Source organism: Vibrio sp. TBV020 (genome assembly GCF_046056895.1).
In the GTDB taxonomy this organism is placed as follows: Bacteria; Pseudomonadota; Gammaproteobacteria; order Enterobacterales; family Vibrionaceae; genus Vibrio.
On the sequence record NZ_JBEEAQ010000003.1, the window covers coordinates 2,809,999 to 2,829,588 of the forward strand.

Genomic DNA, 19,590 nt, shown 5'->3' on the forward strand with positions numbered 1-19,590 from the left:
TAGCAAAAAGGCAGATATGAACAGTTCCCTCCACTCAGAGCAAGTCCAAACGATCCTCAAATCTACCTTTGGCTTTGAGCAATTAAGAGCCGGCCAACAACAAGTGATTGAAACGGTACTAGAACATCGTTCCTGCGCGGCTATTTTTCCAACGGGTTCCGGTAAGTCACTATGTTACCAATTGCCCGCACTCTGTTTACCTCATCTAACCATTGTTGTTTCCCCACTACTTGCATTGATGAAAGACCAACTCGCGTTCTTACACAGTAATGGGATTGCAGCTGCATCTATTGACTCCAGCCTTAGCAGAGATGAAATACAGCAGGTAATGAACCAGGTTCGACAAGGTGAACTCAAAATCTTGATGATCTCAGTTGAGCGCCTCAAAAATGAGCGCTTTCGTCAGTTCATCAGCCAAGTGCCTATTTCTTTACTTGTTGTTGATGAGGCGCACTGCATCTCTGAATGGGGACATAATTTTCGCCCTGACTACCTCAAGCTGCCGCAATATTTAACAGAGCTCAACATCCCTCAAGCTTTACTGCTTACCGCCACGGCTACTCAGTCTGTTATCGAAGATATGCAGCGCAAGTTCTCTATTCAGGACAATGATATTGTGGTCACAGGTTTCTATCGCCCAAACTTAGATATCACCATTTCTCCATGCGAAGATGACAATAAAGGCGAAGCGCTGTTAGAGATACTGCGCCCAGAGCCATCTGCCCCTACCGTTGTCTATGTGACATTGCAGAACACAGCAGAGAATGTCGCCTCATTGCTACGTAATAGTGGCCACAATGCATTGGCCTACCATGCCGGGTTAGCTTCTGAAGATCGCGAAAAGATTCAAAACCAATTTATGTCTGGAGAAGTAGATTGCATCGTCGCGACTATTGCTTTTGGGATGGGCGTAGATAAATCAGATATTCGACGCGTTATCCACTTTGACCTACCTAAATCGATTGAAAATTACGCTCAAGAGATTGGTCGTGCCGGTCGAGATGGAAAGCCTTCTCAATGTATTCTTTTAGCCAATCAAAGTGGCATTAGTACTTTAGAAAACTTCATTTATGGCGATACTCCAGAATTAAACGACATACAAACTGTCGTTGAACAGGCACTACAACATTCACCTCAATGGGAAGTGGTTCTTTCTCGCCTATCAAGTGAAAGTAATGTGCGCCAACTACCTCTGAAAACCTTACTGGTGTATATGGAGATGTCTGGCCTTATCCAATCTAAGTACAGTTATTTCGCTGACTATCGATTTAAATTCATTAAAGATAAACAATTCATTGTTAATCAATTTGATCCAGCAAGGAGAGCCTTTGTCCAAGCACTTTTTGACTGCTCAAGCCAGGCTAAAGTCTGGTGTCAGGTCGATTTCGATGCGCTTTGGACACATTTCCAGGGAGAGCGACAACGCGCTGTCGCCGCGCTCGACTACTTTAATGAAAAAGGTTGGATTGAATTAGAGAGTAAGTTGATGACTGAGGTTTATCAGGTTAACTCTGCAAATCAATCAACCTCTGAATATAGTCAGACACTGTGGCAGTTATTCTCTGATAAAGAACAGAGTGACATTGCAAGAATTCATGGTTTGCTGAGCTTCTTTGAGTCAACACAATGTTTAAGCCATGAGCTAGCGAGATACTTTGGGGATCACCAAGCGCCAGAACAGTGTGGGCATTGCAGCGTTTGTCGAGGTCAAGTCGCAGCCCTACCAAAAGGTGAACCTTCTCCTTTATCTGAACACCCTCTTCACGACTGGTTAAACGAACTCGTCGCAAAAACTGGGCAAAATGTATCAGCGTCACTTCAGGCTAAATTTCTTTGTGGCATAACCACCCCCAAATTTACCAAGATTAAGGCTCGCTCTTTGTCGGGGTTTGGTAAGTTAGAATCAACGCCATTTGCTCAAGTTCGAGAGTGGATAGAGCAAAACCGCTAGTGCTAAAAGAAACTCAATTGCTGTACTTGTGATTCAGGCTTAAGCATAACGCTTAGGCCTAATAAGCGAATTTCGCGTCCATTTTGGCGCTGTAAGATATCTCGCAGTAGTTGTTTAAAGTATTCCAAATCGAGTTCTGGGTGAATATGTTCAATGGTAGTGAGTTGAAAGTCAGCAAACTTTAACTTGATACCTTGCTTGATGATCGCCTTTTCTGGTGAGGCTTTTTCTAAACGCTTTTCCAGTTCAGGAAACAGCTTCTCTTCTATTACTTTCCAACACTCCTCATAAGTGGAAATATTTTGGCTAAATGTACGCTCAACGCCGACTGATTTGCGCTCTCGCTCGACCACCACTTCTCGATTGTCCACACCATGACTCTTATTCCACAAAGAAGCCCCTAGTCGGCCAAACTTAAGTAAGAGGTCTCGGTAATCACTACGCTTAATATCCGCACCCACAAAATATCCTGCCTGATGCAGCTTCTCCAAACTGACTTTTCCAACTCCAGGAATCTTTTCTAATGGCAACTTATCGACCTCTTCTTGCACCTTATCAGGAGGAATAACATATTGACCGTTAGGCTTATTCATATCTGAAGCGACCTTTGCAAGAAACTTTACCGGAGCAATTCCTGCCGAGGCGGTAAGATTGAGCTCGTCATAAATTTCACGACGAATAGCTTGCGCAATTAAGGTTGCAGAACCTTTATGCAGAGTGCAATGAGTAACATCTAGGTAAGCCTCATCAAGAGAGAGAGGCTCTATAAGATCGGTGTATCGGGAAAAGATTGCTCGTATTTGTTGCGACACATCTCGATAAACATTCATCCTACCAGGCACGACAAGTAACTTTGGGCATAATTGCAGTGCTTTAGAAGTTGCCATAGCACTACGTACTCCGAATTTTCTTGCCTCATAGTTACAAGTGCTGATCACCCCACGCTGCTTTTCATGCCCGCCTACTGCTAGCGGACGATTTCGATACGAGGGGTTATCTCGCATTTCAACAGCGGCATAAAAGCAATCCATATCTATATGTATGATTTTCCTGACTTTATCACTAGACATAGACTCTCATTTAAATCCGATAAAACTGTATATAAAAACAGTATAATCGATAAATATGCCATCTCAAAGTGAGAGGGGTATATAAATTGTCTGAGGATTTGCTCGCATCTTTGAAAGATGGGGTTATTATTAGCTTTATAAATAAAAACAAGAGGCACGACTTTGAACAATAAAGTGTTGGTTGTCGAAGATAGCCGTGCGTATCGAAATTACTTGGTCCAGCAGCTGACTGCCCTTGGTTGTCATGTTTACGATGCGGAATCATATGCTCAGGCAGAGCTGCTATTAAAGCAACACAAGGACTTCCGCTTTGCTGTACTCGATTACTGTCTACCAGACGCTCAAGACGGGGAAGTGATCGATCTAGTACTTTCTTTTCGCCAGAAAGTTATTGTTTTGACGGCAACTTTCAACGATGAAGCTCGAGAACGATTCATCGCAAAAGGTATTGTGGACTACATACTTAAAGACAGTATGGCGTCAGTTTCTTACTTGCTTCCACTAGCTAAAAGGTTGCTGAACAATGATCAGCACCACGCGCTGGTTGTTGATGACTCTCCTACTGTTCGTCGACATGTAGCTCAGCTTCTAGAACATCAGTACATTCGCACGACTCAAGCTGAAAATGGCCAAGAAGCGCTTAAGAAGCTTGAAGAAAATCCAGAGATTACTTTTGTTATTACCGACCATGATATGCCAGTGAAAGATGGCATTATTATGACGCGTGAGATAAGACAGACTTACGACAAAAACAGCTTAGCCATTTTAGGTTTGTCCGGTAATGAGTCAAAAACTCTCACCGCTCAGTTTCTTAAAGCAGGGGCCAATGACTTTTTAACTAAGCCCTTCAACCAAGAAGAGTTTTACTGTCGTGTTCATCAACTGTTGGACATGAAAGAAGCCACTGATGATCTATACAAGCTGGCCAATCAAGATGCGTTAACAGGCTTGTGGAATCGCCGCTTCCTGTTTAATCAATCATGTTCAGGTTGTAAATTGCGTAATATTGCCATGCTCGATATCGATCATTTCAAGAAGGTAAATGATACCTTTGGTCATGACGGCGGCGATGCGGCACTAAAGATGGTCGCGAACATCTTAAAAATCTACTTCCCTGAAGATGTAGTCGTGCGCTTTGGTGGAGAGGAGTTCTGCATTCAATCTTGTGCCCCCTTCGATGAATTTATTACTCGCATAGAAAATATGCGTCAACGAGTAGAAAAAACGCCGATCAAACACAATGGCGAGCAGATCCAAGTGACCATTAGCATTGGTGTATGTAATCTCGATGCAGACCTAAATGATCAAATTAAGGTAGCGGATGATCGGTTGTACGCAGCTAAAGCCGCGGGCCGTAACCAAACTATCCACTCATAAACTTCATTCATGGCTCATAGATACGAAAACACCAGCATTATGCTGGTGTTTTGAGTTCTAATTAGCGTTGTCGCTCGAACTAAGCAATACGATCTTTTTCCCATGCTGCAAGTTTTTCAGCACGAGCGGCTTCACGCGCTTCACGCTTTTTACGTGCATCACATGGTTCTGGGCAGTTACATACTTTATCGATACCAACTGCTCCAAGACCGCCACAGCTGCCCTTAACCACTTTCTTTTGAATGATATAACCGATCGACATTGCTGCAATCACGGCCATAAACACACCAAAGGCAATAATAAATTCACTCATAATGACATGCTCTTGTAATTTGGTTATTGGTTTAAGTATGGCTTATATGCAGAAGAAGCCATCTCTTTGAATCCATCTTGTGTCTTTACAATCATAAACACAGGAATATTATTTTGTTCGGCAATCTCCATGCCTTTCTCTTCACCGAGAACCATCAACCCTGTTGCTAAGCCATCAGCAGTCATTGAAGATGCATCAATAACGGTAACAGACACCACTTTATGATGAATTGGGTTACCTGTCTCCGGGTTAATGATGTGAGAATAACGAATCCCATCACGCTCAAAGTAGTTACGGTAATCGCCCGAAGTCGCCACCGCCATATCACCTGGCTCAATAATGTCTTGAATCGCACGCTCTTCTACCGAAGGTTTTTCGATAGCAATGCGCCATTTCACCCCTTCTCGGTTTACGCCTTTTAAACGCATTTCACCGCCAACTTCAACCATAAAGTTATGAATGCCTTGAGACTGGATATAATCAGCAACTACATCAACACCCCAACCTTTAGCAATCGTTGATAGATCAACATAAAGGTTAGGAATGTCTTTCGTTAACGTGTTTCCTTCAACCGATAGGTGCTCAATACCAACCATTGCCTGACGCTCTGCAAGCTCTTCAGCAGTTGGAACCACTTCAGGGCGTGCTTCTGGGCCGAAACCCCATAAATTAACCAATGGACCAACAGTGACATCTAAAGCGCCTAAAGTTAGACCGTTTAAACGGATTGCTTCTTTCACCACAGTCGCGGTTTGAGGCGATACAGTGAATGGTTCTGATGTTTGATTTTGGTTGAAGCGGCTTAGTTCAGAATCTTTACGATAAGTCGACATTTGGTCATTCACCTCTTCTAGGAGGCGGTCGACTTCTTTCTGTAAAGCTTCCGGAGAAGGCAAACCTTCTTCAGAAATATATTTAATATTGTAAGTCGTACCCATCGTTGGGCCACTCAAATGGATCTGTTCGACCGGTTTTTCACAACCAGCTAAAACTAACAGAGAAGCAAATGCAACAAGCCACTTTTTCACTTGTTAGACTCCTGTATTTTGGGGAACGGGAATAGCTCATGCTTCTATATAGAACGCATCGACTATTACCACTCTTTAAAAAATAATGGCTGACTCCAATGAGTCAGCCATAACATTCAGATACTTAGGTGGATTAACCGCCGAAGTCATCCAGTAGAATGTTTTCGTCTTCTACACCTAGATCTTTCAGCATGCCGATAACAGCTGCGTTCATCATCGGTGGACCACACATGTAGTACTCACAATCTTCAGGAGCTTCGTGATCCTTCAGGTAGTTTTCGTACAATACGTTGTGGATGAAGCCTGTGTAACCATCCCAGTTATCTTCTGGCATAGGGTCAGACAGAGCACAGTGCCATACGAAGTTGTCGTTTTCAGCTTGTAGGCCGTCAAAGTCTTCAACGTAGAACATTTCACGCTTAGAACGTGCACCGTACCAGAAAGACATCTTACGAGTAGAGTTAAGACGCTTAAGCTGATCGAAGATGTGAGAACGCATTGGAGCCATACCCGCACCACCACCAACGAATACCATTTCGTTGTCAGTGTCTTTCGCGAAGAACTCACCAAATGGCCCAGAAATCGTACACTTATCGCCCTCTTTAAGAGACCAGATAAATGAAGACATGATACCAGGTGGTACATCAGGATTATTAGGCGGCGGCGTAGCGATACGCACGTTAAGCATAATAATACCTTCTTCTTCAGGGTAGTTCGCCATTGAGTAAGCACGGATTGTTTCTTCGTTTACCTTAGACTCGTAACGGAATAGGTTAAACTTGTCCCAATCTTCACGGTACTCTTCTGGTACGTCGAAGTCAGCGTATTTCACGTGGTGAGCAGGTGCTTCAATCTGGATGTAACCACCAGCACGGAAAGGTACTGATTCGCCATCTGGAATCTGTAGCTTAAGCTCTTTGATGAATGTCGCTTTGTTATCGTTAGAGATAACGGTACATTCCCACTTCTTAACGCCGAAGATTTCTTCAGGAAGTTCGATGTCCATGTCAGTTTTCATTGCTACCTGACACGCTAGACGTTCGCCTTCACGAGCTTCACCTTTACTGATGTGGTCAAGCTCAGTAGGTAGAATATCGCCACCACCTGATTTAACTTTTACGCGACACTGACCACAAGAGCCACCGCCACCACAAGCAGAAGATACGAATACGCCAGCACCTGCTAGAGCACCCAGTAGCTTGCTACCTGGTTGTGTAACGATCGCCAGTGAAGGGTCGTTGTTCACAGAGATTGTAATGTCACCTGATGGTACTAGTTTAGATTTAGCGAATAGAATCACTAAAACTAGCGCCAAAATAATCAGGGTAAACATCACTACACCAAAAATAATAGTATTCATGACTATTCCTTTAATTGCTGCCGTTTACCCGACTTACAGTTGAACACCAGAGAAAGACATAAAGCCTAACGCCATAAGACCAACTGTGATGAACGTAATACCAAGGCCGCGTAGACCTGGAGGTACGTCAGAGTACTTCATCTTCTCGCGGATACCTGCTAACGCTACGATAGCTAGCATCCAGCCCACACCAGAACCGAAGCCGTAAACAACAGATTCAGCAAAGTTGTAGTCACGTGTAACCATGAATGACACACCACCGAAGATCGCACAGTTTACTGTGATCAGCGGTAGGAAAATGCCTAGAGCGTTGTACAAAGGTGGGAAGAAACGGTCTAAGATCATTTCTAGAATCTGTACAAGTGCCGCGATTACACCGATAAAGGTGATGAAGTTCAGGAAGCTAAGATCCACGCCTTCAGCTAACGCATTCTCTTTAAGAATGAAAGTGTAAAGCAGGTTGTTCACTGGTACTGCAACAGTCAGTACGAATACAACCGCAACACCAAGACCGAAAGAGGTCTTAACTTTCTTAGATACAGCAAGGAATGTACACATACCTAAGAAGAACGATAGTGCTAAGTTTTCGATGAAAATCGATTTAACTAGCAAGCTAATGTAATGTTCCATGACGTCCTTACTCCTTCGCTTCTACTTGTTCTGGTTTCAGAATACGGATTGCCCAGATTAGGAAGCCGATTAGGAAGAATGCAGATGGTGCTAGAAGCATCAGACCGTTAGGCTGGTACCAACCACCATTGCTCACTAGAGGAAGCACTTCCATACCGAATAGTTTGCCTGAGCCAAACAGTTCACGGAAGAAACCAACAGTGATAAGAACGAAACCGTAACCAAGACCGTTACCGATACCATCGATTAGAGATGGAATTGGCTCAGACTTCATAGCGAATGCTTCAGCACGACCCATTACAATACAGTTAGTAATGATTAGGCCTACGAATACAGATAACTGCTTAGAGATATCGTATAGGTATGCTTTCAACACTTGGTCTACCACGATTACTAGCGATGCGATGATTGCCATCTGTACGATGATACGCACGCTGTTTGGAATGTGGTTACGGATTACCGAAACGAAAAAGTTAGACAGTGCAGTTACGAAGATAACTGCTAGTGTCATTACAAAAGCCGTTTCTAGTTTGGTTGTTACTGCAAGTGCAGAACAAACACCAAGAACCTGTAGCGCGATTGGGTTGTTGTCCAATACTGGTGCTAATAGACTCTTCTTAACGTTTTGTGCGCTAGACATTAGTTCAGACCTCCGTCACGAACTTTTGCTAGGAATGGACCAAAGCCCATATCGCCTAACCAGAAATCAAATGTACCTTGAACACCGTTACCTGTTAGTGTCGCACCTGATAGGCCGTCAACACCGTGTTCAGAACCGGCTGGAGCACCACCTTTAACAACTTTGATAGCTGGCTTGAAGTTTTCATCATAAAGCTTCTTACCAACGAATTGAGCACGCCAAGATGGGTTCTCAACTTCACCACCAAGTCCAGGAGTTTCACCCTGCTCGTAGTAAGTGATCGCAGATACAGTGTTACCGTCAGTTTCTACAGCTACGAACGCGTACATCATTGACCAAAGACCGTTACCGTGAACAGGTAGGATGATCTTAGATACTGCATCGCCTTCTTTCACTAGGTATACAACACCTGTGTTTGCGCGACGTAGGATCTTAGCTTTGTCTTCATCAGCTGATAGCTTGATAGACTCTGCTGGATCTTTTGCTGCTTTACGTTGGTCGTAAGTCGCTGCATCGCCGTCAACAAACGCGCCAGTTTCGAAATCAACTAGACGAGGTTCGATGTACTGTGCAAATAGCTCAGGTACTTTTTTACCTTCAGCTTCAATGCCAGCAACTTCAACGATCTTAGTTTGCTTATCTAGTACAGCGTTAGCTTTTTGTTTGTCACGAAGACCAACTGCTGCTGTTGATACGATGATTGAACAAACAAGGCTCAACCCGACAACAACACCCAGCGTCTTTTTAATGCTGTCGTTATTACTTGCCATAGCGTGCTAGTCTCCGCTTGATGTTCTTCTCGATTACTACATGGTCGAATAGAGGTGCGAACAGGTTAGCGAATAGAATCGCCAGCATCATACCTTCTGGGTATGCTGGGTTAACTACACGGATTAGTACACACATCACGCCGATTAGCGCGCCGTACCACCACTTACCTTTGTTAGTAAATGAAGCTGATACTGGGTCTGTCGCCATGAAGAACATACCGAATGCAAAACCACCTAGAACTAGGTGCCAGTGCCATGGCATGTTGAACATTGGGTTAGTATCTGAACCGATTACGTTAAATAGCGTAGCCGTTGCAATCATACCGATCATTACACCTGCGATGATGCGCCAAGACGCGATTCGCATGTAAACGATCATTGCAGCACCAATCATAAGTGCTAGTGTCGATACTTCACCGATAGAACCTGGGATGTTACCAATGAACGCGTCCATCCAAGTGATTGCTTCACCTGATACTGTGTTCATTAGAGCACCGCTACCACCTTGTGCCCATTGGCTCAGAGCCGTTGCACCAGAGAAACCGTCAGCTGCTGTCCAAACTACGTCACCAGAGATTTGCGCTGGGTAAGCGAAGAATAGGAAAGCACGGCCAGCAAGTGCTGGGTTAAGGAAGTTACGACCAGTACCACCAAAGATCTCTTTAGCAACTACAACACCGAAGGTAATACCCAGTGCTGCTTGCCATAGAGGAAGTGTTGGCGGAACAATCAGTGCAAACAGGATCGAAGTAACAAAGAAGCCTTCGTTAACTTCGTGCTTACGCACCATACAGAACAGAACTTCCCAGAAACCACCAACGATGAATACCGTCGCGTAAATAGGTAGGAAGTACGTTGCACCTAAGATCATCTTAGAGCCAACGCCTGCATCGGCGGCTAAGGTGCCACCCAGCATTTCTGTTAGCCAGTAGTGCCAGTTACCTGCAACTACTGCTGCAAGTTGCTCACCAGCATACATATGGTTAAGCGCTGCGATAGCTTGGCCACCTGCGTTGTACATACCCCAGAACATTGCTGGGAATACCGCAAACCAAACCATGATCATGATACGTTTTAAGTCAACGCTATCACGAACGTGTGAGCTCTTCTTTGTAATTAGACCAGGAGTGTAGAAAACTGTTGCTACAGCTTCGTACAGAGCAAACCATTTTTCGTGTTTGCCGCCTGGCTCAAAGTGATGCTCGATGTCTTCAAGAAACTTTTTAAGAGCCATGAAAATTACCCTTCCTTCTCGATCTTATCTAGGCATTCACGAAGTAGTTCACCGTACTCGTATTTACCAGGACAAACAAAGGTACACAGTGCTACATCGTCTTCGTCTAGCTCTAGCGCACCAAGTGCTGCTGCACTGTCAGTATCGCCTGCACATAGATCGCGAAGTAGCAGAGTCGGTTCGATATCAAGCGGCATAACGCGCTCGTAGCTACCGATTGGAACCATAGAACGATCACTACCGTTAGTCGTGGTTGTCATGTTGAACAACTGACCTTTGAAGATGTGACCAAGGAATGAGCGAGTGACAGAGAACTTGTTCTTACCAGGCATAGCCCAGCCGAATAGCTCTTTTTCACGGCCTTCACGTAATACAGAAACCTGTACGTGGTAACGACCTAGGTAAGCGTGAGGACCAGTTGCGTGAGTACCTGTTAGTACCGAACCAGAAATCACACGAACTTCACCTGGCATTAGCTCGCTATCCGTTACGTCTTCTAGACTTGCACCTAGAGTTGTACGAACTAGACGAGGGTTATTTACTACTGGGCCAGCCAGAGAAATAACACGGTCAGTGTAAAGTTCACCTGTTAGGAACAACTTACCGAACGCAATAACGTCTTGGTAGTTGATGCTCCACGCCACATTTTCTGCATTTACTGGGTATAGGAAATGCATGTGGGTGCCAGCAAGACCTGCTGGGTGAGGGCCATCAAATACATGCTCTTCAACATTTGACTGAGAAGAACGTGGCAGACTTGTACCAGATTTACATACGTAAACCTTGCCATCTGTCAGCGTTGAAAGCAGATCGAGACCTGCAACGAATGCTTCTTGTTGTTCATTGATGATCAACTCAGGCTGAGCCGCTAATGGATTAGTATCCATAGCAGTTACAAAGATAGCCTTAGTAGAAGATTCAATTGCTGGAACCTTGCTGAACGGACGAGTACGTAAAGCTGTCCAAAGACCTGAATCAACCAGTTGAGTTTTAACCGCTTCGCGGTCAAGACCTGCTAGTTGGCCAGCTTCAAACTTATCAAAAGTAACCTGTTCTTCACCTGCAGCTTCAATCACAACAGATTGAAGTACACGCTTAGCACCACGGTTAATCTCGATCACTTTACCAGCTACTGGCGCAGTAAATTTCACACCTGGGTTCTTCTTGTCTTCAAAAAGAACTTGGGCTTTCTTTACTTCGTCGCCAACGCGGACATGCATGGTAGGACGCATGCCAACGTACTCTTCGCCAAGCAAGGCGACTTTTTTGATGGTCTTACCATCATTAATCACCTGGGATGGAGTTCCTGCGATTGGCAGGTCCAAACCCTTCTTTATTGTAATCATACGCACTTGCACTACTTTTATCGGGAAAAAGATTCTTTGATTGCGTAACTTTTAGACACGACACTAGTGTCCGGTTTTGATGCCGTTTAAAACATCAAAATCGCAACATCCTCTTAAAAACCTCGCAACAAGAAATCGGCGAGATTTATCAGGTGCGATAGTCTATCATCTTTTTGGAAGTTGATGCCATGATGAATCCGATGAATAACAGAGATATTTCGAAGGAATTGAGTTTAAAAGGCTAAGGAATAGTCATAACTTTGAGCCACCGCACAAACCCCACTACTCACCAAGTTTGGCATTCTTACAACCATTCACATCATGAAACAATCTAACTTAAAACTAACTATCGCATTTATTTGTTTCTACGTTGTTAACAATACCTAGTTCGGGCTAACTAAAAAGGGTAGCAAACGCTACCCTTCTCAACTCTATTATTTAGAACCACCGAGGCACATTGGGCTGTCTGGTGCGAGTCCATTTTGAGCTTGCCACTCTTGGGCCGTATAGGTATGCATAGAAAGCGCATGAATGTGATTCGCTAATTCGTCAGCCAAGGTTTGGTTTACCTGACGATGACGTGCAATCAATCTTTGACCTTCGAACTTCTCACTGACAATCACAACTTTAAAGTGACTCTCAGAGCCAGCGGGAACATTATGCATGTAACTCTCGTTGATCACTTTTAGTTCAATCGGCGCAAATGCCTCGTTTAGTTTGGTTTCTATCACTTCTTGCAGCATTGTGCTTCACCATCAAATATTAACGACTATTAACAATAGATAATAATCTCCTTAGGTAGAAAGCTAAAGGTTTTAGTTTTCACAGCCGTTTGGTTTTGCGACAATTTAGCCATTCCATATTATCTAGCGTTCCAACTATGAAAACTGAGCTTACGCTGCATGAGCGTACCCTTTCTTTATTCCGATACCCAAAAAGAAACAACGAAACCCTACAAGCATGGGACGCGGGGGACGAGTACCTCATTAATCATGTGGAAGAGATGGCGTTAGAGCCCAATCAACATATTCTTATACTGAATGACAACTTCGGTGTCTTAAGTTGCTGGTTTAGCACCAATCATCGCATCACTATGATGAGCGATTCCTTTATCTCTCAAAAAGGCACACAAGCCAACTTAGAATTAAACCAATGTGGCGAAGTTCAGTTTTCTTCCACGTTTGATGCCATACCCTCTGATGTTGATTTGGTTTTAATCCAGTTACCTAAGAGTAACCGCCACTTGACCTGGCAGTTAAGTCAGCTACGAGCATCGCTGGGTGATTCAATTCCGGTTATTGCAGTAAACAAAGCAAAAGAAATTCATTCCTCAACATTAAAGTTGTTTGAGAAGCACCTAGGTGAAACGACGACGTCTCTGGCATGGAAAAAACATCGCCTCGTATTTAGCTGTGCAAATGTCAGCAACCCTAAGCAAGTATCAGCAGATACACGTTGGTCTGTTGATGGCGAAAACATTGAGTTGAATAATTTGCCAAATGTCTACTCAGGGGAAAGCTTAGATTTAGGTGCACGATTTATGATTCAGCACCTCCCAACTAACCCCAATCTAAAGCACGTCGTCGATCTAGGATGTGGCAATGGCGTTTTATCAGTCAAAATGGGACAGCTGAATCCATCAGTAAAACTCACTTGTGTAGATGAGAGTTTTATGGCGGTTGAATCCGCTAGACAGAACCTTCTTCTTAACCTTGGAGATGGTCGAGAGTTTAACTGTATTGCCAATAACTGCCTTGATGATCTTGTCTTGGATGATGTTGATATGATCATGTGTAACCCGCCGTTCCACCAGCAGCAAGCAATTACCGATCATATTGCCTGGCAGATGTTCTGTGATGCAAAGCAAATTCTTAGAGTTGGTGGGCAATTATTAGTTATCGGCAACCGTCACCTCGGCTACGATGGTAAGCTTGCTAGACTGTTTGGCAAGTCGAACGTTAAAGTTGTGGCAGCCAATAAGAAATTTGTTATTTTACAAGCAACTAAATAGTCCACTATTATCTCTCTAAACGTTTGAGTAAGCTCGAAGAGTTAACAATAAAGGAAATTACAATGAGAAAACTGGTTTTAGCCGCGTCAATGGCACTACTTACTGCGTGTGCAGCACCGCAGCAAGAACAAATTAACTTTATGCCTAAAGCTGTTGTGAGTAATAGTGACCTTGTAAAAGACGCGGCATTTACTCTAACCAGTAAAGATGTCCGTTCTGCACAATATGTTGCGCTAGTCGACAGCGGTCGTTCCAACATTGAACCAATTCATTCAAAGCAGAATGTGCGTATCTCTATCGAAAACGCCTTACTTGAACAGTTCAAATCTCAAGGTTTCCGTAGCACAGTAAGCAGCGAAAACACCATCGCGATTGAAGTTCAAGAAGCACTTGTTTCTGTTAAACATACCGTGATGGAAAACCAAATGGACGGTAAGGTAGTGCTTGAGATTACTGCTGAAACACCACAAGGCAAACTGGTAAAAACTTACACCGGTACCGCTAAACGCACAGGTGCTCTAAGCGCATCTAATGAAGATATCGAAGTTGTACTGAACGATGTTATCAACCTAGTGCTTCAAGAGATCTCTAATGACCGTGAACTTCAACAGTACATGCAGGAGCGCTTCTAATGTTAAAAGTTGCAATTGCCTCACTTGCGCTGGTGAGCAGCCTGGTAATGGCAGGGCCAAAAGTTGAATTCGAAACAACGCTTGGTTCGTTCACGGTTGAGTTAAACGAAGAGAAAGCACCGTTAACGGTAGCGAACTTTCTAAAGTACGTGAATGACGGTAGTTACGTTGGCAGTCAGTTCCACCGAGTGATCCCTAACTTTATGGCACAAGGTGGCGGTTTTGATAAAAACATGAAGTCACTACCGACCTACTCACCAGTAAGAAACGAAGCGTCGAACGGGTTAAAAAACAACACAGCAACCATCGCTATGGCTCGAACAAACAACCCTCACTCAGCGACTCGACAGTTCTTTATTAACTTCGTCGACAATGGCTTTTTAGATTATGACCAACGTCCACCAGGTTACGCTGTGTTTGGTAAAGTGACTCAAGGTTTTGACGTTATCCAAGGTATGGGTAAAAAGCCTACTCACTCAGTGGGTCGTTACCGCGATGTTCCTGTAGAACCCATCATTATTACAAAAGCTACTCTTCTTAAATAATTCTCTTAGGCTCTAACCCACTGGTTGGAGCCTCATTTTTCTTGCTGACCAAAAAATCAAACAAGGATTCGTGTATGTCTTCTGACTCTCCTTCCATGTCATGGCTAGAGACTATCCGCAGCTATATGGACAAGCGCCTCATGTGGGTATTTATGTTAGGCTGTTCAAGTGGTTTCCCGTGGGTATTGATCGGTTCCAACATGTCTGGGTGGCTAAAAGACGCAGGATTAACACGTGCTGCAATTGGCTACTTTGGGAGTGTGTTTGCAGTTTACGCGATCAACTTTTTATGGGCACCACTTGTTGACCGAGTAAAACTACCCGTGCTTCACAGTCTATTAGGTCAACGCCGAAGCTGGATTTTCTTATGCCAATCTTTAGTGCTTGTCAGCACGCTATTTATTGCAGGGGTAGATCCTTCGAAGAACTTGATGTTCACTTCAATGCTCGCGTTAGGTATTGCTATCGCTTCAGCGACTCAAGATATTGCTATTGATGCATTCCGTATCGATACTTTCCCTAAATCTGAATCTTCTAAATTACCTCAAGCATCTGCAATGGCGGTCATCGGTTGGTGGACGGGTTATTCCCTGCCTGGCTACCTCGCTTTCATTAATGCTGATGCGATTGGTTGGAACGGCGTCTACTACGGTATGGCCTTTATTGTCGGTATATTAATGATCTTCACTCTACTGGTCGGTGAACCGAAGACCAATCGAGAAGCACTTCAAAGCCAAGCAGAAGCTCGACACAGCAAAATCGTACAATCAAAAATCGTCGCATGGTTTAGTGTTACTGTGATCGAACCATTCCTCGATTTCTTCAAACGTAACGGTGTTCAAGTTGCGGTAACGCTTTTACTGTTTGTTTTCCTATTTAAGATTGGCGAGGCATTCTTAGGCCGCATGTCGATCACCTTCTACAAAGAAGTCGGATTTAGCAACGAGCAGATTGGATACTACTCTAAGCTAATTGGCTGGGGCGCGACCATCTTCTTCACGCTTGTAGGCAGCATGTTCAACGTGAAGTTCGGTATTGTTCGAGGCCTAATGATCGGTGGTATTGCCATGGCAGCAAGTAATCTGATGTTTGCTTGGATTGCGAAAGTTGGCCCTAATGAACACCTATTCCTAGCAACAATCATTGTTGATAATTTCACAACCGCATTCTCAACGGTTGCGTTTGTTTCCTTCTTGACCGTTCTTACCGGACAAGCTTTCTCCGCCACTCAATATGCGTTACTCGCATCATTGGGTAACTTTGGCCGAACTACACTGGCATCATTTAGTGGTGAAATGGCTGACTTCCTGAATGATTGGTCACTATTCTTCGTCATTACTTCTTTAATGGTAATTCCAAGCTTAATCATGCTTTACTCTCTGCGTCATTACTTTACTGATCTTTTAGACAAAGCAAGAAAGCGAGATAGTGAAGAAGCAGCACAAGAAGAGATAACCTCTAAATAAACAAAAAGGCTTGGTGTCAAACACCAAGCCTTTTTACTTTTAACCATCTTACTTAAGGGTACATGCCTTTTCCAAACAGGTTGAAGACTCTAGCGACCCCTTGGGTAAATATCATCGGCTCAGTTAATACCGTTAGACATAGACAATCTTCATTTTGCTTAGTAAATGGAGAGTGTTTGACAGATGCATCTTTTAGTAAGTAGTCACCAACTTGATACTCACCATCCTCATCACTAAAGCTGCCATGTAAAACTAACGTCGACTCAAGTCCTTTGTGTGTATGTTGAGGGATAGTAACTCCCTCTGATATATACATTAGGTTGACTCTGGCTTGGCCTGAAAGCTCTATCGAAGCGCTGAAGACTTTGCCTCCATAACTTTTCCACTCACTGATGTTATCTCTAAAGCGTGATAAGGAAAGCGGTAATCTAAATGACTTCCCGTTTACTTCAACAAAACTTGGTTTTCGTGCTGGCCTGAATGGCTCGTTACTCGGTTCTAGATCGAGTATATTGGCAAGCATAGTATCAAAACTCTCTTGAGTAACTTCTGACGTACTTGCAAGCTCTTCACCACACTGCTCTTCAAAAGAACTCACTAATGATTTGCACTTGGGGCAAGTCTCAAGGTGCGTTGCAATTGTAAAAGCGGTGACATCATCGAGCATTCCTTCTGCATACGCTTTTAAAATAGATGTTTCTGGATGGTAACTCATAATTTATCCGCCTCTATTGTGTCGCGTAACTTCTCTACCGCTAAACGCAAACGTGACTTAACCGTACCAAGAGGGATATCAAACATATCAGCCACCTGTTGGTGAGGCAGTTCTTCTAGATAAACTGCTTTTACAACCTCTCTTTGGGCTTCGGGTAATATATCTAGATACTTAATCACTTGCTGTTTGAGTCTATCCGTTTCAGGGGAGTAGTGCTCAACCAAATCTGGTGGGCAATAATCATTGGGCCAAATATCTTCTGAATGAAGGTGACAATCGCGCCCTTTTTGCTTTCTTAACATGTCATAGCAGAGATTGCGGGCAATTGTGTAAATCCAAGTTGAAAGCGAACTCTTAGACGCGTCAAAAAGCGCGCTTTTCTGCCACACAATAGCAAGAGCATCTTGAACTATCTCCATCGCCACCTGCTCATTGCCCATGTGACGAACAGCAAACTGCTTGAGACGTGGAGAAAAGTGCATGAATACTATGGCAAAAGAGCTTTTATCCCTTTGCTTAACTTTATCCATGCACGCTTTCCATTCTTCTTTCGAAAAAGATTGGGTATCTAAATTCTCCATTTTGATAGCCTTTTCCTCACCTTTTTCATTAACTACGTATGAATAAGTATATCGATCACTTTAGTATTATTTTTCGAGTGTCTGTTTAATAAAGCTTACTGCTGCACGGCAATCTATCTGCAAGGTCAGTTCGTCAAATTGGACGTTGCTGACTGGCAATAATTCGAGCCAACGCTGGCTTACCCAAGCAGCATCATCAAAAAACTTCTGTTCATACATGGCCCCTACATCTGGAAACTGCTGATAAACTCTCACGAGATCCCGGCTTAAACTCTCGTCTGTTTCTTCCAAGTTTTCAACTTCCCAGCAAGGTAAAGTCTCTACTCGTGCGAATCTTAGCCCGTCGTGCTCAACTCTTACATTCTCTATCTTAAATTTGCTCAGCCCGGTGATTGAAATTCCGAGTAACCCATCTTCCAGTAAATCAAAGTCAATAATTTTAGCCAGCGTTCCAACCGTTGAAAGCGGCTTCGACTGATTGTTGCGGTCGAAAAGGCAAACACCAAACGTACCATCGCGTTTCATCGCATTTGAAACTAGCCTTTTATACCTTGGTTCGAAAATCCTTAAGCGCATTTTCCCTTCGGGCAGTACCATTGAGCTTAAAGGAAAAAGCATTACTTCCGACATAAACGTTCTCTTTTGATCAATTTAATAACATTTACGTCACTTACCCTCTCAAAGATCATTCACTGTATCTGTTGAATACATGATAGACATAAAAATATAGGCAAACGCTTACGTAATCGATACCCGAATCAGTTTTTGTGCAACGTGCAGTTAGTTCCGTTACATTGCAATTTTTAACTTGTTAATGAGATCTTGATCACCTGTTTTATGTTTTTTTACATCTGTTGCAGATGGTTTTTGAGAAATTTATCGCTATTATTCGCACCCATAGAGCACAACAAAGATTGTGCAACAAAACAAATATCCAATGAATAGTTAATTAAACATAGAGAGTTCCACTATGCGTAAATCACTTTTAGCTCTTGGTGTTGTAGCAGCAATGTCTGCGCCTGTAATGGCAGCTGATTACACCGACGGCGATACTCATAAAAACGACTACAAATGGTTCCAGTTCAACGTAATGGGTGCCTTCGATGAACTACCTGGTGAATCATCACACGATTACATCGAAATGGAGTTTGGTGGTCGCTCTGGTATTTTCGACCTATACGGCTACATCGACTTCTTTAACGTATTAAACAACGATGGCAGTGACAAGAGTGGTTCAGACCGTATTTTCGCTAAGATTAACCCTCGTATGTCTCTAGACGGATTGACTGGTAAAGACCTGTCTTTCGGCCCTGTTCAAGAGCTGTACTTCGCAAACCAAATCGTAATTAACGGTGGTGGTGAATACACGTACATGGAAAACGGCCAACCGATGATTGATGCTGATGGTAACGTAATGAAAGCTGACAAGCCGACTTACAACATCTACACCGGTGTGGGTTCTGACGTAATGGTGCCATGGTTCGGCAAAGTAGGCGTGAACGCTTACGCAAAGTACGACATGAATGCAAAAGATTGGAATGGTTACCAAGTGTCTCTTAACTGGTTCAAACCTTTCTACTTCTTCGAAAATGGTTCGTTCATCACTTACCAAGGTTACTTGGATTACGAGTTCGGCATTGACAAGACTTACCTTCCAGCAGCAGCGGGCGGTACGCAAATCAATTCTTCGAACGGCGGTGCAATGTACAACGGCCTATACTGGCACAACGACCAATTTGCTCTTGGTTACGGTCTAAAACTATACAATGACGTTTATGGTCTAGCAGACGGTGGCGTTGCCGGTAAGACTTCAGGTGTTGCTCACTACATCGCAGCAACTTACAAGTTCTAATCGAACCGGTAAGAAAACGACTTTCAAATGGCACCTTCAGGTGCCATTTTTATTGGCTTTATCTCTATA

The 19,590-nt window shown here is 43.6% G+C and carries 20 protein-coding genes; 7 read left to right on the forward strand and 13 right to left on the reverse strand.

From position 1 onward, the window contains the following. Nucleotides 1-16: 16 nt before the first annotated feature. A complete protein-coding gene (locus tag AAFX28_RS20875) occupies nucleotides 17-1,951 on the forward strand; it encodes an ATP-dependent DNA helicase RecQ (RefSeq protein ID WP_408690919.1) in 1,935 nt (644 codons plus the stop codon). Nucleotides 1,952-1,953: 2 nt separating this feature from the next. Here AAFX28_RS20875 and dinB read toward each other — a convergent pair whose 3' ends face one another. Then, nucleotides 1,954-3,021 (reverse strand): DNA polymerase IV, encoded by a 1,068-nt coding sequence (gene dinB / locus AAFX28_RS20880; protein WP_408690476.1) that lies wholly within the window; start codon nucleotides 3,019-3,021, stop codon nucleotides 1,954-1,956. Between the two features lie 162 nt (nucleotides 3,022-3,183). Between dinB and AAFX28_RS20885 the strand changes: the two genes are divergently transcribed. After that, complete coding sequence (locus tag AAFX28_RS20885) at nucleotides 3,184-4,398, forward strand: diguanylate cyclase (protein ID WP_408690478.1); 1,215 nt, start codon at nucleotides 3,184-3,186, stop codon at nucleotides 4,396-4,398. 79 nt (nucleotides 4,399-4,477) lie between these two features. Here AAFX28_RS20885 and nqrM read toward each other — a convergent pair whose 3' ends face one another. The 9 genes from nqrM to bolA all read right to left on the reverse strand — a co-directional run bounded on the left by nqrM (nucleotide 4,478) and on the right by bolA (nucleotide 12,462). Beyond that, on the reverse strand, nucleotides 4,478-4,711 hold the full coding sequence (gene nqrM / locus AAFX28_RS20890) for a (Na+)-NQR maturation NqrM (RefSeq protein WP_408690479.1): 234 nt from the start codon (nucleotides 4,709-4,711) through the stop codon (nucleotides 4,478-4,480). A gap of 23 nt (nucleotides 4,712-4,734) precedes the next feature. After that, on the reverse strand, nucleotides 4,735-5,739 hold the full coding sequence (locus AAFX28_RS20895; RefSeq protein WP_408690481.1) for an FAD:protein FMN transferase: 1,005 nt from the start codon (nucleotides 5,737-5,739) through the stop codon (nucleotides 4,735-4,737). A gap of 133 nt (nucleotides 5,740-5,872) precedes the next feature. Further along, nucleotides 5,873-7,099: an NADH:ubiquinone reductase (Na(+)-transporting) subunit F gene (nqrF, locus tag AAFX28_RS20900; RefSeq protein ID WP_408690483.1), complete on the reverse strand. Its 1,227-nt coding sequence runs from the start codon at nucleotides 7,097-7,099 to the stop codon at nucleotides 5,873-5,875. A gap of 33 nt (nucleotides 7,100-7,132) precedes the next feature. Beyond that, entirely contained in the window at nucleotides 7,133-7,729 is a 597-nt protein-coding gene (gene nqrE / locus AAFX28_RS20905; protein ID WP_408690484.1) for an NADH:ubiquinone reductase (Na(+)-transporting) subunit E, read from the reverse strand. A 7-nt stretch (nucleotides 7,730-7,736) separates the two neighbouring features. Continuing rightward, the gene (locus AAFX28_RS20910) at nucleotides 7,737-8,369 is read right to left on the reverse strand and encodes an NADH:ubiquinone reductase (Na(+)-transporting) subunit D (RefSeq protein ID WP_053440090.1); all 633 of its coding nucleotides are present in this window, start codon (nucleotides 8,367-8,369) and stop codon (nucleotides 7,737-7,739) included. After that, on the reverse strand, nucleotides 8,369-9,139 hold the full coding sequence (locus tag AAFX28_RS20915) for a Na(+)-translocating NADH-quinone reductase subunit C (protein WP_408690486.1): 771 nt from the start codon (nucleotides 9,137-9,139) through the stop codon (nucleotides 8,369-8,371). The genes AAFX28_RS20910 and AAFX28_RS20915 overlap by 1 nt, the downstream gene beginning before the upstream one ends. Then, nucleotides 9,129-10,373: an NADH:ubiquinone reductase (Na(+)-transporting) subunit B gene (locus AAFX28_RS20920; RefSeq protein ID WP_408690487.1), complete on the reverse strand. Its 1,245-nt coding sequence runs from the start codon at nucleotides 10,371-10,373 to the stop codon at nucleotides 9,129-9,131. The genes AAFX28_RS20915 and AAFX28_RS20920 overlap by 11 nt, the downstream gene beginning before the upstream one ends. Before the next feature lie 5 nt (nucleotides 10,374-10,378). Then, nucleotides 10,379-11,719: a Na(+)-translocating NADH-quinone reductase subunit A gene (locus AAFX28_RS20925; RefSeq protein ID WP_408690488.1), complete on the reverse strand. Its 1,341-nt coding sequence runs from the start codon at nucleotides 11,717-11,719 to the stop codon at nucleotides 10,379-10,381. 434 nt (nucleotides 11,720-12,153) lie between these two features. Next, on the reverse strand, nucleotides 12,154-12,462 hold the full coding sequence (gene bolA, locus AAFX28_RS20930; protein WP_408690489.1) for a transcriptional regulator BolA: 309 nt from the start codon (nucleotides 12,460-12,462) through the stop codon (nucleotides 12,154-12,156). Nucleotides 12,463-12,599: 137 nt separating this feature from the next. On the opposite strand from bolA, the gene AAFX28_RS20935 reads away from it, so the two are divergent. From AAFX28_RS20935 to AAFX28_RS20950, 4 genes are all read left to right on the forward strand, one after another. Then, nucleotides 12,600-13,730: a methyltransferase gene (locus tag AAFX28_RS20935; RefSeq protein WP_408690490.1), complete on the forward strand. Its 1,131-nt coding sequence runs from the start codon at nucleotides 12,600-12,602 to the stop codon at nucleotides 13,728-13,730. A 62-nt stretch (nucleotides 13,731-13,792) separates the two neighbouring features. Further along, the gene (locus AAFX28_RS20940; RefSeq protein ID WP_408690491.1) at nucleotides 13,793-14,362 is read left to right on the forward strand and encodes a YajG family lipoprotein; all 570 of its coding nucleotides are present in this window, start codon (nucleotides 13,793-13,795) and stop codon (nucleotides 14,360-14,362) included. Continuing rightward, a complete protein-coding gene (locus AAFX28_RS20945) occupies nucleotides 14,362-14,907 on the forward strand; it encodes a peptidylprolyl isomerase (RefSeq protein WP_408690492.1) in 546 nt (181 codons plus the stop codon). Before AAFX28_RS20940 ends, AAFX28_RS20945 begins: the two co-directional genes overlap by 1 nt. 74 nt (nucleotides 14,908-14,981) lie before the next feature. Then, nucleotides 14,982-16,373 carry an AmpG family muropeptide MFS transporter gene (locus AAFX28_RS20950; protein ID WP_408690493.1) on the forward strand — a complete coding sequence of 464 codons (1,392 nt, stop codon included), beginning with the start codon at nucleotides 14,982-14,984 and terminating at the stop codon, nucleotides 16,371-16,373. Between the two features lie 52 nt (nucleotides 16,374-16,425). Here AAFX28_RS20950 and AAFX28_RS20955 read toward each other — a convergent pair whose 3' ends face one another. The 3 genes from AAFX28_RS20955 to AAFX28_RS20965 form a co-directional block, all read right to left on the reverse strand. After that, complete coding sequence (locus AAFX28_RS20955; RefSeq protein WP_408690494.1) at nucleotides 16,426-17,088, reverse strand: ChrR family anti-sigma-E factor; 663 nt, start codon at nucleotides 17,086-17,088, stop codon at nucleotides 16,426-16,428. Continuing rightward, complete coding sequence (locus AAFX28_RS20960) at nucleotides 17,085-17,669, reverse strand: sigma-70 family RNA polymerase sigma factor (RefSeq protein WP_408690495.1); 585 nt, start codon at nucleotides 17,667-17,669, stop codon at nucleotides 17,085-17,087. Before AAFX28_RS20960 ends, AAFX28_RS20955 begins: the two co-directional genes overlap by 4 nt. Nucleotides 17,670-17,735: 66 nt before the next feature. Next, nucleotides 17,736-18,299: an LON peptidase substrate-binding domain-containing protein gene (locus AAFX28_RS20965; RefSeq protein WP_408690496.1), complete on the reverse strand. Its 564-nt coding sequence runs from the start codon at nucleotides 18,297-18,299 to the stop codon at nucleotides 17,736-17,738. Nucleotides 18,300-18,639: 340 nt separating this feature from the next. Between AAFX28_RS20965 and AAFX28_RS20970 the strand changes: the two genes are divergently transcribed. Continuing rightward, nucleotides 18,640-19,521: an outer membrane protein OmpK gene (locus tag AAFX28_RS20970; RefSeq protein WP_408690497.1), complete on the forward strand. Its 882-nt coding sequence runs from the start codon at nucleotides 18,640-18,642 to the stop codon at nucleotides 19,519-19,521. The last annotated feature ends 69 nt before the right edge of the window (nucleotides 19,522-19,590 follow it).

What these genes read in the sequence shown, in the direction of transcription:
- AAFX28_RS20950 (WP_408690493.1), top strand. Translation starts at nt 14,982, where the DNA reads ATGTCTTCTGACTCTCCTTCCATGTCATGGCTAGAGACTATCCGCAGC.
- dinB (WP_408690476.1), bottom strand. Translation starts at nt 3,021, where the DNA reads ATGTCTAGTGATAAAGTCAGGAAAATCATACATATAGATATGGATTGC.
- AAFX28_RS20945 (WP_408690492.1), top strand. Translation starts at nt 14,362, where the DNA reads ATGTTAAAAGTTGCAATTGCCTCACTTGCGCTGGTGAGCAGCCTGGTA.
- nqrF (WP_408690483.1), bottom strand. Translation starts at nt 7,099, where the DNA reads ATGAATACTATTATTTTTGGTGTAGTGATGTTTACCCTGATTATTTTG.
- AAFX28_RS20915 (WP_408690486.1), bottom strand. Translation starts at nt 9,139, where the DNA reads ATGGCAAGTAATAACGACAGCATTAAAAAGACGCTGGGTGTTGTTGTC.
- AAFX28_RS20965 (WP_408690496.1), bottom strand. Translation starts at nt 18,299, where the DNA reads ATGTCGGAAGTAATGCTTTTTCCTTTAAGCTCAATGGTACTGCCCGAA.
- nqrE (WP_408690484.1), bottom strand. Translation starts at nt 7,729, where the DNA reads ATGGAACATTACATTAGCTTGCTAGTTAAATCGATTTTCATCGAAAAC.
- AAFX28_RS20940 (WP_408690491.1), top strand. Translation starts at nt 13,793, where the DNA reads ATGAGAAAACTGGTTTTAGCCGCGTCAATGGCACTACTTACTGCGTGT.
- AAFX28_RS20955 (WP_408690494.1), bottom strand. Translation starts at nt 17,088, where the DNA reads ATGAGTTACCATCCAGAAACATCTATTTTAAAAGCGTATGCAGAAGGA.
- AAFX28_RS20920 (WP_408690487.1), bottom strand. Translation starts at nt 10,373, where the DNA reads ATGGCTCTTAAAAAGTTTCTTGAAGACATCGAGCATCACTTTGAGCCA.
- AAFX28_RS20910 (WP_053440090.1), bottom strand. Translation starts at nt 8,369, where the DNA reads ATGTCTAGCGCACAAAACGTTAAGAAGAGTCTATTAGCACCAGTATTG.
- AAFX28_RS20960 (WP_408690495.1), bottom strand. Translation starts at nt 17,669, where the DNA reads ATGGAGAATTTAGATACCCAATCTTTTTCGAAAGAAGAATGGAAAGCG.
- bolA (WP_408690489.1), bottom strand. Translation starts at nt 12,462, where the DNA reads ATGCTGCAAGAAGTGATAGAAACCAAACTAAACGAGGCATTTGCGCCG.
- AAFX28_RS20875 (WP_408690919.1), top strand. Translation starts at nt 17, where the DNA reads ATGAACAGTTCCCTCCACTCAGAGCAAGTCCAAACGATCCTCAAATCT.
- nqrM (WP_408690479.1), bottom strand. Translation starts at nt 4,711, where the DNA reads ATGAGTGAATTTATTATTGCCTTTGGTGTGTTTATGGCCGTGATTGCA.
- AAFX28_RS20935 (WP_408690490.1), top strand. Translation starts at nt 12,600, where the DNA reads ATGAAAACTGAGCTTACGCTGCATGAGCGTACCCTTTCTTTATTCCGA.
- AAFX28_RS20970 (WP_408690497.1), top strand. Translation starts at nt 18,640, where the DNA reads ATGCGTAAATCACTTTTAGCTCTTGGTGTTGTAGCAGCAATGTCTGCG.
- AAFX28_RS20925 (WP_408690488.1), bottom strand. Translation starts at nt 11,719, where the DNA reads ATGATTACAATAAAGAAGGGTTTGGACCTGCCAATCGCAGGAACTCCA.